This window comes from Occallatibacter savannae (assembly GCF_003131205.1).
In the GTDB taxonomy this organism is placed as follows: Bacteria; Acidobacteriota; Terriglobia; order Terriglobales; family Acidobacteriaceae; genus Telmatobacter; species Telmatobacter savannae.
Map to the genome: position 1 here is coordinate 72230 of NZ_QFFY01000004.1, position 12686 is coordinate 84915.

The 12686-nt window shown below is 60.5% G+C and carries 14 protein-coding genes and 1 tRNA gene; 5 read left to right on the top strand and 10 right to left on the bottom strand.

What is annotated here, in order from left to right:
• Window positions 1-267 precede the first annotated feature (267 nt).
• Both DHV10_RS15335 and DHV10_RS15340 read left to right on the top strand, forming a co-directional pair.
• Window positions 268-846, top strand: coding sequence for a hypothetical protein (locus DHV10_RS15335; protein WP_109487271.1), 579 nt, complete (start codon window positions 268-270; stop codon window positions 844-846).
• 107 nt (window positions 847-953) lie between these two features.
• Window positions 954-1361, top strand: coding sequence for a hypothetical protein (locus DHV10_RS15340; RefSeq protein ID WP_109487272.1), 408 nt, complete (start codon window positions 954-956; stop codon window positions 1359-1361).
• Between the two features lie 338 nt (window positions 1362-1699).
• On the opposite strand, the gene rplI is transcribed toward DHV10_RS15340, so the two are convergent.
• From rplI to DHV10_RS15380, 8 genes are all read right to left on the bottom strand, one after another.
• A complete protein-coding gene (gene rplI, locus DHV10_RS15345) occupies window positions 1700-2185 on the bottom strand; it encodes a 50S ribosomal protein L9 (RefSeq protein ID WP_109487273.1) in 486 nt (161 codons plus the stop codon).
• 196 nt (window positions 2186-2381) lie between these two features.
• A complete protein-coding gene (rpsR, locus tag DHV10_RS15350; RefSeq protein WP_109487274.1) occupies window positions 2382-2747 on the bottom strand; it encodes a 30S ribosomal protein S18 in 366 nt (121 codons plus the stop codon).
• Window positions 2748-2866: 119 nt separating this feature from the next.
• Window positions 2867-3304: a 30S ribosomal protein S6 gene (rpsF, locus tag DHV10_RS15355; RefSeq protein WP_109487275.1), complete on the bottom strand. Its 438-nt coding sequence runs from the start codon at window positions 3302-3304 to the stop codon at window positions 2867-2869.
• A gap of 195 nt (window positions 3305-3499) precedes the next feature.
• The gene (gene pth / locus DHV10_RS15360) at window positions 3500-4123 is read right to left on the bottom strand and encodes an aminoacyl-tRNA hydrolase (RefSeq protein WP_239461766.1); all 624 of its coding nucleotides are present in this window, start codon (window positions 4121-4123) and stop codon (window positions 3500-3502) included.
• A gap of 12 nt (window positions 4124-4135) precedes the next feature.
• Entirely contained in the window at window positions 4136-4834 is a 699-nt protein-coding gene (locus tag DHV10_RS15365; RefSeq protein ID WP_109487276.1) for a 50S ribosomal protein L25, read from the bottom strand.
• Window positions 4835-5064: 230 nt separating this feature from the next.
• Entirely contained in the window at window positions 5065-6168 is a 1104-nt protein-coding gene (locus DHV10_RS15370) for a ribose-phosphate diphosphokinase (RefSeq protein WP_109487277.1), read from the bottom strand.
• Window positions 6169-6234: 66 nt separating this feature from the next.
• Window positions 6235-6308, bottom strand: a tRNA-Gln gene (locus tag DHV10_RS15375).
• An 84-nt stretch (window positions 6309-6392) separates the two neighbouring features.
• On the bottom strand, window positions 6393-7514 hold the full coding sequence (locus DHV10_RS15380; RefSeq protein ID WP_109487278.1) for a 4-(cytidine 5'-diphospho)-2-C-methyl-D-erythritol kinase: 1122 nt from the start codon (window positions 7512-7514) through the stop codon (window positions 6393-6395).
• 251 nt (window positions 7515-7765) lie between these two features.
• On the opposite strand from DHV10_RS15380, the gene DHV10_RS15385 reads away from it, so the two are divergent.
• The 3 genes from DHV10_RS15385 (at window position 7766) to DHV10_RS15395 (ending at window position 10222) form a co-directional block, all read left to right on the top strand.
• Window positions 7766-8638, top strand: coding sequence for a pepsin/retropepsin-like aspartic protease family protein (locus DHV10_RS15385; RefSeq protein WP_109487279.1), 873 nt, complete (start codon window positions 7766-7768; stop codon window positions 8636-8638).
• A 161-nt stretch (window positions 8639-8799) separates the two neighbouring features.
• Window positions 8800-9345, top strand: a complete 546-nt coding sequence (locus DHV10_RS15390) for a cupin domain-containing protein (RefSeq protein ID WP_109487280.1) — start codon at window positions 8800-8802, stop codon at window positions 9343-9345.
• A 115-nt stretch (window positions 9346-9460) separates the two neighbouring features.
• On the top strand, window positions 9461-10222 hold the full coding sequence (locus DHV10_RS15395) for an outer membrane lipoprotein-sorting protein (protein ID WP_109487281.1): 762 nt from the start codon (window positions 9461-9463) through the stop codon (window positions 10220-10222).
• Between the two features lie 173 nt (window positions 10223-10395).
• Here DHV10_RS15395 and DHV10_RS15400 read toward each other — a convergent pair whose 3' ends face one another.
• Window positions 10396-11286, bottom strand: a complete 891-nt coding sequence (locus DHV10_RS15400; RefSeq protein WP_109487282.1) for a hydroxypyruvate isomerase family protein — start codon at window positions 11284-11286, stop codon at window positions 10396-10398.
• Window positions 11283-12602: a DUF2252 domain-containing protein gene (locus DHV10_RS15405; protein WP_109487283.1), complete on the bottom strand. Its 1320-nt coding sequence runs from the start codon at window positions 12600-12602 to the stop codon at window positions 11283-11285. Before DHV10_RS15405 ends, DHV10_RS15400 begins: the two co-directional genes overlap by 4 nt.
• Window positions 12603-12686 lie beyond the last annotated feature (84 nt).

A 12686-nucleotide genomic window follows, 5' to 3' on the forward strand; every position in this document is an offset into this window, starting at 1 on the left:
AGGGAGAGGTCTCCAGTTGCCCTCGATGGGTTGCCTGGTGTGGAAAGAAACACGCACCTGCAAATTTGCCGAAACACTTCGTTTGCGATGACCGCCGAATCTAAACCCAGGTCCCCAAGTGCGGGGGATCCTTCGGCTCTGCTCAGGACAGGCTCGGGGGCACCCAATGCAGATTGGAAAACGAAGGTCAGGTTACTGGCGGGAGTCGTCGTGAGGCGCTGCTGGGATTCAGTGCGGTGGGTCTGGCCTAAGATGAGCTTAAGCCTCATGAACAGGGTCGAGAGATGGGCGGGTCTTGGGCTCGTTGCAGTGCTTTGCGCTGGAGCGATGACGTGGACTGCGCCGTTCTGTGCTGCGCAATCGAAGCCGGCGCACAAGAAGGCTGTGCCGGTGAAGGAACCCACGGCCGAGGAGTTGTTCGCCTATCTGCGCGGGGCGCTGCTGCAGTACAGCGCTGATGATGGGGTGAACGACAACCTTGAGGTGTCGATCGATCCCACGAAGACGGTGCTGACGATCAAGCAGCCGGATGGTCACTGCGATATTTTCCTGAATGCTCTCGACGCGAATACGGTTGCGTGGGACGTGTACGACGCGACCGACTCGATGCAGACCCGCGCGCCACTGGCACGTCTGAATGTGGTGTCGGTCGCGGGGAAGAAGGCGCGGACGTGCTACGACGTGGAGAACAACATCGATCCTGCGCCGTCGGCGACGCGCGCGCGAATTCTTTTCTCATGGGAGAAGATTCCGGAGGGGTCGGGATTTCAGACGAAGTTCACGAAGGCGTTCAAGAAGCTGATCACGCAGAGCGGGGGCGGGGCGGAAGTGAGTTTGTTCAAGTAGCTACGGCGTCGCCCATCCGATGTTTGCAATTGACACCGCTGAAACCATTCATTAGGCTGGACCGACCAAATCGACCCACAATTTAGAACCGAAGCGAGTCATCGTTGATGAAGAAGCTGATTGTTCGATTCGTTGTCGCCGCGCTGTGTCTCGCCTTCCTGACTCATGCGACGAAAGCAGATGCACAGATCCCCGTCAGCGGAAAACAGGCTGCGGGAATATTCGGTGTCCTGATCGGCGTGGGTGTTGGCATCGGAGTTGGGGTGTACTTCCTTGTGCGCGCGCCGCACAACGTTACCGGGTGTGCGTCAGAAGAGGGCGGCGGACTTCAGCTCACGGATGAGCAGGGAACCAAACATTACGTGCTGCAAGGCGAAACCGCGGCAATCAAGCCGGGTGAGCGCGTGCGCATTTCGGGCAAGCCGGGCAAGGGTGCGAATAAGCAGAGGACTTTCGCTGTGAAGAAAGTGACGAAGGACTACGGGGCATGCAGTGTGAGCGGTGCAGCGCGCTGACGAGCTGCGAGGGAACTTTAGCCCGCAGTGCGGAAGCTCATCCGAGATGTTGCTGACCAGCCTGTCTTTCTTGTGAAAGACAGGCTTTATGGTCTGGGAGCGCAAGAGAGACAACTGCGGGTTTCTCCGCTTCGACCTTCCCTGCGCGAAGGGCTTCGATCGAACTGACACTCTTCTTTCTTTGCGTGGGAATCGGAGTTATCGACAGGTGTGATCGGGATGGAGTTGTGTAGATACACGACCGCCTCCCGGGTTGGATCGGGAGGCGGAGCGGTCACGAAAAACAGTTGCCAGTTCCCAGTAGCCAGTAACCAGAAGCTGAAAGCCAGAGGCTGAGCTTAGTCGGCGACGGCGGCGGCTGGTTCAGCGGCTTCCTGGGCGGCATCGGCGACGACGTGCACGCCGACGTGGGCGGTGACTTCGCGATGCAGCTTGACGGAGACGGTGAAGTTGCCGAGGCTCTTGATCGGCTCGGAGAGCTGAATCTTGCGGCGATCGATGTCGAAGCCCTTGGCGGCGAGTTCAGCAGCGATGTCGGCGGTGGTGACGGAGCCGAAAAGCTGGCCGTTTTCGCCGGACTTGCGGGTGAAGTTGAGGGTGAGGGGCTCGAGCTTGGCAACGAGGGCCTGCGCCTGAACCTTTTCTTCGGCGGAGCGGCGGGCGGCAGCGGCCTTCATCTGTTCAATGACAGCCTTGTTTGCCAGTGTTGCCTGCAGGGCCAGCTTGCGGGGAAGAAGGAAATTGCGTCCGTAGCCGTCGGCAACTTTCACCACGTCGCCGCGGTGGCCGAGATTGGCTACGTCTTCTTTCAGGATGACTTCCATGTGAAACTCTCCAAAATCACGGGCAGCTGAACGATAGGCCGTCCGTCCGTTGTGTTAGACACAGGCGTACATCTTTCAGTTGCGCCGCGGCAGATTCTATCGCGAATCGAGTGCGGCCGTCGCCTGCCAGATTGTTAGAGCGCTACAACTAAGGCGTCATTTTAGTAACGGGGACGCCGAAGCCGGAGCGGGCTATTTAGTGCCGGGTCGCGAAGGGCAGCAAGGCGATGTTGCGAGCCTGCTTGATGGCGCGGGTCAGACGACGCTGGTGCGTGGTGCAGACGCCGGTGAGACGGCGGGGTACGATCTTGCCGCGCTCGGCCACAAAGCCTTGCAACAGACGGACATCCCGGTAGGGGATGGCATCGATCTTCTCGGTGCAGAACTTGCAGACCTTTTTGCGGCGGAAAAACTTGCCGCGTCCGCCGGGACCGCCGGGGCCACCGGGGCGGGGTCCGCGAGGTCCGCCGGGACCGCCTGCCGGGCGATCGGATGGGGGACCGCTATGAGCGGCTGGGGCGGCTGGCGCCTCGGGTGCTTTTACCTGGTTCTCATCAGACATGTTGTTTCCTCTTCAGTTCTGTCGGGCTTATCGGCCAACAGGGGCTAAAGCCCAGTTGAATTCTTGCCAAGCTTGCGGCACGCTGAAGCCGTGCCCTTTCAAGACATCGCGAGGATCGATTAGGCGCTGGCGGGGGCGGCTTCCGCAGCGGCCGGTTCGGGGGCGGGCGGATGGGCAACCGGGGCGGCCGGAGCAGCGGCAGGCGCTTCGGCGCTTACCTTGCGACGGGTGCCGCGGATGGCCTTGATCTTGGCCAGACGCTTCTCTTCTTCGTCCATGCGCACGGTGATGAATTTGATCACCGGCTCAGAGACGCGGAGACGGCGCTCCAGCTCGAGAACCACGGCGCCACCGGCCTCAATGGTCATCAAGATGTAATTGCCGTCGTTAAATTTGCGGACAAGGTAGGCCAGCTTGCGGCGGCCCATCTTCTCGACGTTCTTCACCACGCCGCCGCCATTGGTGACGCTGGTAGTGAAGCCGGCGATCAGCTTGTCGACGTCTTCGTCGACCGCATCGGGCCGAACGATGAACATTACCTCATATAAGCGAGACATCCGTGTTTCCTTTCGCCGCGTAAACGGCAGGGGTCAGTTGTCAGTGATCAGTGATCAGTGGTCAGAACTCGCGATCCACTGTTCACCATCTGCTGTTGGGCGGCCGGGCAGTTTCACTCGCGGCAGTCCGTACACTTGCTTCCGCAACGATGATCGGGAGCTGTTTACCCCTGACCACTGAACACTGATCTCTGATCACTGCTCTTTGCGGTTAAACTCGTTCATCGCAGGGCCGGGACCGTCCTGGATGATGCGCCTGGTGGCGGTTGCCACCTTGTCGAGCACCTCATCCAGTTTGGCCAGATCCCCTTTGCGCATCGGCGAGAGCAGATAATCTCTGCCGGGTCGTTTGCCGCCAGCCTCTTTGGCTTCCGGCGGCAGGTCGAGCCCAACTCCTATGCGCAACCGCAGCCACTCCTGGCTGCCGAGAGCGCTGGTTACGCTGCGGGCTCCGTTGTGTCCCGCGGGCGAACCCCGCTCCCTGATCTTGAATGTCCCCAGCACCAGGTCCAACTCGTCGTAAATCACGAGAAGGTCTCGTGCCGGGTCTACTTCGAACTCGCGAATCAGAGCGGCAACGGAAACACCGCTTAGATTCATAAATGTCTCCGGCTTGGCCAGGATCGTTTCGCGTCCTGCCAGACGGCAGGTTGCGGTAACGGCCCGGCATCGCCGATTTTGCACCACAACGCCCTCTTGTTCGGCGATGCGGTCAATTGCCATGAACCCCGCGTTGTGCGGTGTCCGGAGGTACTCGAGTCCGGGATTGCCGAGCCCCACAACCAGAAAAGGCCCGCGCTTGTTTTCGTTCTCGAGCACCTTGTCCTGTTCCTACTTCTTGGCCGGTGCAGCGGCTTCTGCTGCGGGTTCGGCCTTGCCCTTCTTGGCCACTTCGGGTTCGGCAGGCGCGCCGCCGGCTTCTCCGGCTGCTGCTGCTTCGCCCTCGGCGGGAGCTGCAACTTCTTCCTTAATGCTGACCACGTGAGCCACGGTCGCGTCCTCATTATCGAGGTACTTGATCTTGTCGCTGTGCGGCAGATCGCTGACGCGGAGCACACCGTGCAGGCCGAGGCCGGTTACGTCGACATCGATGTGGTTCGGGATGTCGGCGGGGAGGCACTCGATTTCGACTTCACGCAGAACCTGATCGAGGATGCCACCTTCAGTCTTGACGCCGACCGGAGTACCGATGAGCTTGACGCGAACGCTGACCTGGAGGAGCTTGTCGAGCGCGATGCGCTTCATGTCGATGTGGATGAGGCGGTCCTTGATGGGCTCGCGCTGCCACTCGACGATCATGGCCTTGGCGGAGGGAACGCCGGCGACTTCGACATCGAAAATGGTGTTGTGGCCGGTCTCGGAGAAGAGGATCCGCGTGATCTGCTTGGGATCGACTTCAACAGCGATGGCATCTGCGCCCGCTCCATAAAGGACGGCAGGAATCTTTCCGGCGGCACGCACGCGGCGCGCGGCATTCTTGTTGAACTTGCCCTCACGGGGCTTAGCTACGACAACTTCAGGCATGTGCATCTCTCTTTTCTGTATTCGGGCACGGGGGAGACAGCTTTTAGCTGTCAGCTCTCAGCTTTCAGATCGGTATCGAAGAACTGGCTGAGTTGCTCCGCTCCCTTTGTGAAAAGCCAGTTGTCAGTTACCAGTCATCAGTTCTCAGTTGAGAACTCGATATCGAAACTGACTTCCAACTCCGGTTGATGTTGAGTCGCCCTGAAAACTGACGACTGAAAACTGGTGACTGGAGACTAGCTAAACAGCGTACTGACGCTGGTCTCCATGTGAATGCTCTCGATCGCGGCGCCTAACAGGCCGGCAATGGAGAGCACCTTAATCTTGGGGGTTTTCTGGGCGGCTTCGCGCAGCGGAACGGTGTTGGTGACAACGACCTGTTCGAGGCGGGAAGCTGCAATGCGTTCAATGGCCGGACCGGAGAAGATGGCGTGGCTGGCGCAGGCGTGCACGGTGGCCGCGCCGTTCGCATAGAGTGCGTCCACGGTCTTCACGAGGGTTCCGGCGGTGTCGATGATGTCGTCGATGATGAGGCAGGACTTGCCGTGGACGTCGCCGACGACGTGCATCACTTCGGCAACGTTGATGTCGGTGCGGCGCTTGTCGACGATGGCAAGGGGGGCTCCCATCTTTTGCGCGAAGAAGCGCGCGCGCTCCACGCCACCGGCGTCGGGCGAGACAACGATGAGATTGGGGAGATTGAGTTCGCGGAAGTAGCTGACGAGAACGGGGCTGGCGAAGAGGTGGTCGACTGGGATGTTGAAGAAACCCTGGATCTGCGCGGCGTGGAGATCGACGAAGAGTGCGCGGTTGGCGCCGGCGGTGGTGAGCAGATCTGCGATGAGCTTGGCGCTGATGGCAACGCGAGGGCGATCTTTGCGGTCTTGGCGAGCGTATCCGTAATAAGGAACGACGACGGTGATGCGGGCCGCGGAGGCGCGCTTGAGGGCGTCAATGATGATGAGGAGCTCGACGAGGTTCTGGTCGACGGGATAGCAGGTGGGCTGAACTACGAAAACGTCGACGCCACGGACATTCTCAAGCAACTGGAAGTAGACTTCGCCATCGGCGAAGCGCTGAAGCTTGGCTTCACCGACAGTGACGCCGATGTGGCGCGCGATCTCGTCGGCGAGGGGCCGATTGGCGGTGCCGCTGAAGAGCTTGAAGCGGCGATCCTCGCTGAGATTGCGGGAGCGCTTGCGCTCGGGGCTTGGCTTGCCGCTATTCGACTTCGAATCGGAGCCGCTGGGCGGAGTTGGACCCTTTCCGCCGTCTTTGTTCGAGTCGGACGAGCCGGGTTGTTTTTCTTCCAGTGTTGCTGTCGTCGTTACCACTTCCATCTCCAATACCTCCAAGCTGGTTGGCTTTGGCTGCATTTAGGCTTGCGATGGACAGGAGAGGAGTACTGGCTGGGCGACCTGGATTCGAACCAGGATAAATGCCTCCAAAGGGCATTGTCCTACCATTGAACGATCGCCCAACTCCGCTTCTGCTTGTCGCTGATTGACAGCCGATGGCGAGTGTCAATCCCGCCGTGAAGCGCTGTCAATCGATTACACAGGGACTATTCCACAATCATTTCAGACCAGTACTTCGATCGCGGGAGTGTCTGCGTCAACTGGCTCTGGACGCCTGCCGCGGTAAGCCGTTGCTGGGCTGCCTGTGCATGTTCCCGGGTCAGGTACAACCCGAAGAGTGCGGAACCGGACCCTGACAGCGAAGCATGGAGGGCTGCCTCCGGGGTTTCGTCGGCCGCAAGAAGACGCTTGATCTGAGCAAGGGAGGGATGCTGGGGAAAGACGACTCGTTCGAAGTCGTTCTGGATCCAGCTCGTGATCCCGGTGCGGACAAGCGCGGACTCTTGAGGTCCGGCGAGGTCCCTGTCATTGCCAGGGACACCGGAGGAGCCTTTGCCATGCATTGCCTCGGAAAAGGCGCTGGCATAGGCGCGGCTCAACTGTTCCAGTCTATCTTCTGACGCATCAACGGTCAAACCTTCTCTGGCGCAGAGGGCGTCCCAGTCGCGGAAGGCCTGGGGGGTGGAAACGCCGATGGGCGGGGTGGCGATGAGGCACCAGGTGGGGTCCAAGTCGGGGAGCGGGTAGACGACTTCGCCGCGGCCGCGGCCGAGTACGGCGCCACCGATGAGGAAGAGAGGGACGTCGGATCCTACCTTGGCAGCGAGATTGATCTGGTTTGAGGGCCAGTTCTCGACGTTGAACATGGGAGAGTCAAGCTCTGGAACTCCCATCTTTTCAGCAAATTGGCGGATATCGAGCCAGCTCGTTCTGCCAGCCCCGTCGGGTAAGACGTCCTCGCGGAATGGGCGAAGTTCAGTTTCAAGGGCGACGAGAGCTGCTATGGCGTTGGCCGAGCCCGCTCCGAGTCCGCCCTGGATGGGGAGGCGTTTGTCTATAAAGATGGACACGCTGGCGGGGGTGGCAAGATCCTCAAGGGCCAGGGCGACCATCTTCCAGGCGGTGTTGCGGCTGTCCGTAGGGACGCGGGGGTCGTTGGAGGTGAGGCGGATGGAGGTTTCGGAGGCGGGATGGGCGGTTACGGTGACGTAATCGTGGAGTTCGATGGTCTGGTAGACGGTGGCAAGGGGGTGGAAGCCGTCCGAGCGAGGCGCGCCGATGTAAAGGCCGAGGTTGATCTTGGCGTGCGAGCGGACGGTGGTGGGCATACCGGTCCATTGTAGAGGCGGGCCGGTTGGGGAGCCGGGTGCGCGGCCGGTCACGAAAGCTGAACATCTCGGATGAGGCGGGCGTAGTATCGAGTGAATTCCGGCATGGCAGGTGCGCGGATCGGGAGGTCGTTGTGACTCCTTTGAGCTGGGCTCTAGGAAACCGGGCTCGCATTGGCTTGTCGCTCCTGCCGGGGGTGTGCGGGCTCCTCTTTGCACTATCGAGCTGGGCACAAGAGCGGCCCGGGGTGATGGCTGCGACCGCGCCGATTGAATTGATCCACGATAAGCCGTATGTCGAAGTGATGGTGAACGGGCGTGGACCGTATCGGTTTCTGGTCGATACAGGAACGGGAACGCAGGCGCTGATTTCGCCGGAGCTGGTGCACGAGCTGGGGATTCCGACGGTGGGGCATGCACGGCTGACGGACCCGAGCGGCCAGGGCGAACAGCGGTCGGATATGGTCTGGGTCGAGTCGCTGAAGATCGGCGGCGTCGAGTTCGAAGAGGTGCAGGCGGTGGAGCATCGGCTGTTCCGCGAAGAGCAGAATTGTCAGGGCGTGCTGGGTTTTCCGCTGTTTGAGGATTATCTGCTGACCCTCGATTATCCGGGGCGGAAGATGGTGTTGAGTGCGGGGACGTTGCCGAAGAGCGCTGCCGGATCGGTGCTCCCGTTTCAAATGAAGGACGGTGTGCCGATCGCGAGGCTGCAGATCGATGGGCTGGGTGTGGACGCCCAGGTCGATACTGGCGGGAATGGGTTGAGTCTTCCCGATGCGGTAGCGGTGCAGATACGGTTCCAGACGACGCCGGTGGAGTACGGCACAGCGGAGTCGCTGGCTACACGGTTCTCACTGAGGGCGGCGAGGCTGCAGCCCGATGTGTGGTTCGGGCCTTATGTCTTCAGGAGGGCGTTTGTCGAAATCAACTCGGCGTTTCCGCTGGTGAATATCGGGTCGACGCCGCTGAAGAATTTCGTGATTACGTTCGACCAGGCGGAAGGCGTGATGCTGCTATACAGCAAAGATCGCGTGATGCGCCTGGATGCCTCGCCAGTACTGGTGGAGATGCAGAATGAGCCGCGGCATCAGGCGTCGGATGCGAAGCTGGTGCCGGTGGGTTGAGGAAAGCAGTCTGCAGTTCGTAGTCCACAGTTCTCAGTTCTCAGTTTCCAGTCTGTCGGAACTGCCTTCCGACCGCATCCGGATTTTGTTTGCGGGTGGTTAGCGTCTTTGCTTAGGCTTGGCAGTATTCTTCTGTTCCTTCTTGAAGATTCGGAGATTTGATGAGGCGGCGTTCTTTCCTAAAGAGTGCGGCGGCGTTGATGCCGGCCGTTGGGTTTGATCCTTTATCGATTGCAGCGGCGCCGGCACTGGGGCAAGAACATGTGATCGCGGCCGGCCAGGACAGGCTTGGAGAGGCCCATTCTCGCGGATACAGTTCAATTCTGTTCAAGGTGCTACCGCGCGAGACAAACAACGGGCTGTTCGTGGTCGAGCACATGAACCTGGTGAATGGAGGGCCTCCTCTTCACATTCATCCGCACCAGGAGGAGTACTTCTACGTGATCTCGGGCGAGGTGCGTTTTGCGCTCGGAGATCAGCGCGTGGTCCTAAAGGCCGGTGATTCCGTGCTGGGGCCTCGCGGGATACCGCATACTTTTGCGGCTGTAGAGGGGAAGCCGAGCCATATGCTGATTGCATTCTCGCCGGCGGGTAAGATGGAGGAGTTTCTACGGGCAACGGCGGTTCCGAACCCGCCGAAGCAGGATGCGGCATTTTGGCGGACGTTTGATATCGAGCTGGTGGGACAGTCGCCGTTCGCAAGCTGAATCGAACTGAAGATTACTGAAACAAAGTGTACATGTTGCGCGTACTGGTGGTAGAGCTACACTGGTGCCGCACAGGAGACCTGTGTCTACGGGCACGGAAAGGTGTTACAGGACAATGAAGATCATTCACGGGATGGCAGCGGTCGCATTCTTAGGCGCTGCGGTTGCACTGCAGGCGCAGGCACCGGCAGCGGCGGAGAGCACTCCTACGGCAGATGAGATTGTGGCGAAGCACATTGAGGCGATCGGCGGGAAGGCCGCGATCAGCCAAGTGAAGTCGCTCACGATTGAGAGTTCGACCTCAGTGATGGGCAATGATGCTCCCACGGTGACCACGGTTGTGGATGGCGTGGGCTACAAGAACGAGACCGACTTCAACGGCACGAAGATTGTGCAGTGCTACAACGACAAGGGCGGCTGGATGGTGAACCCGATGGCGGGTGCTTCGGATCCGACGCCGATGCCGGAGGACCAGTACAACCAGGGCAAGGGGCAGATCTACGTTGGCGGTCCGCTTTACGACTATGCGGCCAAGGGCAGCAAGGTCGAGTTGATGGGCAAAGACGGGAATGCGTACAAGATCAAGCTGACCTCGAAAGAGAATGCCGAGACGACGTTTCTGATCGATGGGACGAGCTACCTAATCACCGCAGCCATGGGCAAGGCGAAGATGCAGGACCAGGACGTGGATATTACGACGAAGTTCTCCGACTACCGGAAGACCGATGCGGGGTACATGATTCCTTACGCGATGGACATCGATCTTGGGCAGTTCCAGCTGTCCGTGGCGGTTAAGAAGGTGGAAGTAAACAAGACGATCGATCCGGCGGTGTTCCAGATGCCGAAGGCGGCGGAAGCGCCGAAGCCGGCGATGTAATCTTTGTGGGGTTGAATGTATGGGGCGCGGCTTCGGTCGCGCCCTGATGTTTTTGTGAAGGATCCGAGGCTGAAGGCGCTCTGGTCGTTGAGGTCTGATTCGGCAGCCTGAAGGCTGCCGCTCCCTCCGGAGTGCCCGTCTCGCTCTCGCGCAAGCTCAACAGTACCTCGATCTCAGAGGCTGTTCGCGACCATCTCTCTGGCCTTGCGAAGGGAGGCTACCGGGTCGCCAGTCGGCTTGAACTCCATCGCGACGTGGTGGCGGTACTTGAGCTGTGCGAGCTTCCAATAGACATTTGCAAAGTTGATTTCGCCGGTGCCGGGCTCGTGGCGCCCGGGGACGTCGGCGATGTGAATGAGGCCGATGACGTCGATGTGATTGTCGAGCTTCTCGATGAGGTTTCCTTCGGCGATCTGTTCATGGAAGAGGTCGTAGAGGAACTGGACCTGCGGGTGGTTGACGGCCCGGACGATCTCGATGGCCTCGGCGGCTGAGGTCAGGAAGTATTTGGGGTTCTCTTCGGGGTCGATGCACTCGAGTAGAAGGCGGACAGGCTGGCCGTCGATCTGCTTGCCTTCAACCAGAGCAGTAGCGCGCTTAAGGCCCTCAATGCAGCTGGCGTGCTGGTCGTCACGGGATAGGCCGGGAACGACGTTGCCGGAGAGGATGATCATGGCCGGGCAGGAGAGCCGCTTCATCGGAGTGAGGGCGTCCTTCAGTTCGGCGAGGAAGGCATCGCGCACGGCGGGATTGGCAACGCCATTGTGCAACCCGGCGGTTGCGTCAAATCGTATGCCGTGCTGCTTCGCGGCCGCGATAGCCTTCGGGTAGTCAGCTTCGGCCCATTTCGCGTATTCGCCGACGAGTTCCACATTGGTGTAGCCGGCTTCGGCCACTTTGGCGAGGCGCTCCTCGAAGGGCAGGTCGGTGAAGACGGTCCAGAGCATGATGGAGAGCGGGAAGGGTGGAGCGGTGCTCTCGGTAGCGGCGGCAGCTTCGGTAGGAAGGGTCGAGGCAGCGAGGGCGGCGGAAGCGATTCTCTGAGCGAATTGACGACGATTCATCGTGTCCTCTTTGGTACTTCAACCTTGCCGGAGCGGCGCAGTGTCTGCCAGTCTTTTTCGGTCTGGTCGGCGTAACGGGAGCCGAAGTGGGTGAGAGCTTCGGCGAATGCTTCTCCGTTGCCGAGGTAGCCGGAGATGACGAGCGGGTCGCCGGAGCGGGCGTGGCCGCGAGCGAGGAGTTCGCCGCAGACTTCAGCGAATGCAGTGAGGCCGGTTCCGGCAAGATCGGTGAGGTCGATGGAACCTTTGTGGTCGTTGAGCTGGCGAACGAGGAACTGGCGCGAGCCGATGTGCGTCCAGCCGAGGAAGGGGTCTGATTGCAACTGCATGGCGCGCTGCCCGGTGGCGACGCGCTGCCCGTTGTGATTGGCGGGGTGCGCGTGCTGAAGATAAGGGGTGTAAGCGGAGGGTGCTTCTTCCTTGATCTGGAGGAAAAGGGGATCGTTCGGTCCGTTGCCTTCGAAGTAGATGCAGTAGTCGCGCAGGCCTACGGAGCCGGTACCCACAACTTTGAAAGCGACATCGACGGGACGGTAAAGGGAGAGCAGATGCTGGCGCTGGGGCTCGAGAACTTCGCGGTAGGGCGCGAGGGAGTTGAGGATCTTTTCGGCCTGAGTTCCGGTGATGCGCGTGAGGTTCGGCTTGATTTCCTTGAAGCGGCGCGTGCCGGGCTTGCCGGGAACGGGCTCCGTGAGCAGGTCGAGGCTGTGGAGGGGAGTGGCGCGTTCGGCTTTGACGAGTGCTGAGTGCACTGGTACGACATTGCCGATGCGATGCACCTGGAACCTGGCGACTTCGAGCAGGGGCAGGCGGGCGAAGGCGCGCATCTGCTCGGTGTAGCGCATAATGCAGTGCTGAACGGCATCGCGGGCTGAGGCTTCCTTGTGGCGCGATTCGCGTCCGGCGAGGACGATGGAGGCGGCCATGCGTTTGAGGTCCCACTCGAAGGGGCCGCGGATGGTTTCGTCAAAGTCGTTGATGTCGAAGACGAGGCGACCGTCGGGCGCGGCGAAGGCGCCGAGGTTGCGGACGTGGGCGTCGCCGCAGATCTGGGCTTCGATGCCGGTGTTTGGGACGAGAGCAAGATCGGCGGCCATGATGGGCGCTGCTCCGCGGAAGAAGACGAAGGGCGATTGCGCCATGAGCTGGTGCTTGAGCTTTAGGAGCGCCGGAACACGGCCGCGTTCGGCGCGATCGAGCAGAGCAAGGGGTGATTTGCGGGCCTTGATATTGAGCTGGCCGTTCTGCTGGCGGCCGAGTTGCTTGCGGCGCGAGTGGCCGAGATTGCGCCGCTCTTCGGGTGTTGCCCAGGACATCGTCACCTCTCCACAAGGAAGGATAGTCGCTTGAAGCGGGGTTCGACGGGATGAAATGTGGTGACAATCGGTACGGATTTGCTC

What these genes read in the sequence shown, in the direction of transcription:
- DHV10_RS15335 (WP_109487271.1), top strand. Translation starts at nt 268, where the DNA reads ATGAACAGGGTCGAGAGATGGGCGGGTCTTGGGCTCGTTGCAGTGCTT.
- DHV10_RS15340 (WP_109487272.1), top strand. Translation starts at nt 954, where the DNA reads ATGAAGAAGCTGATTGTTCGATTCGTTGTCGCCGCGCTGTGTCTCGCC.
- rplI (WP_109487273.1), bottom strand. Translation starts at nt 2,185, where the DNA reads ATGGAAGTCATCCTGAAAGAAGACGTAGCCAATCTCGGCCACCGCGGC.
- rpsR (WP_109487274.1), bottom strand. Translation starts at nt 2,747, where the DNA reads ATGTCTGATGAGAACCAGGTAAAAGCACCCGAGGCGCCAGCCGCCCCA.
- rpsF (WP_109487275.1), bottom strand. Translation starts at nt 3,304, where the DNA reads ATGTCTCGCTTATATGAGGTAATGTTCATCGTTCGGCCCGATGCGGTC.
- DHV10_RS15365 (WP_109487276.1), bottom strand. Translation starts at nt 4,834, where the DNA reads ATGCACATGCCTGAAGTTGTCGTAGCTAAGCCCCGTGAGGGCAAGTTC.
- DHV10_RS15370 (WP_109487277.1), bottom strand. Translation starts at nt 6,168, where the DNA reads ATGGAAGTGGTAACGACGACAGCAACACTGGAAGAAAAACAACCCGGC.
- DHV10_RS15380 (WP_109487278.1), bottom strand. Translation starts at nt 7,514, where the DNA reads ATGCCCACCACCGTCCGCTCGCACGCCAAGATCAACCTCGGCCTTTAC.
- DHV10_RS15385 (WP_109487279.1), top strand. Translation starts at nt 7,766, where the DNA reads ATGGCTGCGACCGCGCCGATTGAATTGATCCACGATAAGCCGTATGTC.
- DHV10_RS15390 (WP_109487280.1), top strand. Translation starts at nt 8,800, where the DNA reads ATGAGGCGGCGTTCTTTCCTAAAGAGTGCGGCGGCGTTGATGCCGGCC.
- DHV10_RS15395 (WP_109487281.1), top strand. Translation starts at nt 9,461, where the DNA reads ATGAAGATCATTCACGGGATGGCAGCGGTCGCATTCTTAGGCGCTGCG.
- DHV10_RS15400 (WP_109487282.1), bottom strand. Translation starts at nt 11,286, where the DNA reads ATGAATCGTCGTCAATTCGCTCAGAGAATCGCTTCCGCCGCCCTCGCT.
- DHV10_RS15405 (WP_109487283.1), bottom strand. Translation starts at nt 12,602, where the DNA reads ATGTCCTGGGCAACACCCGAAGAGCGGCGCAATCTCGGCCACTCGCGC.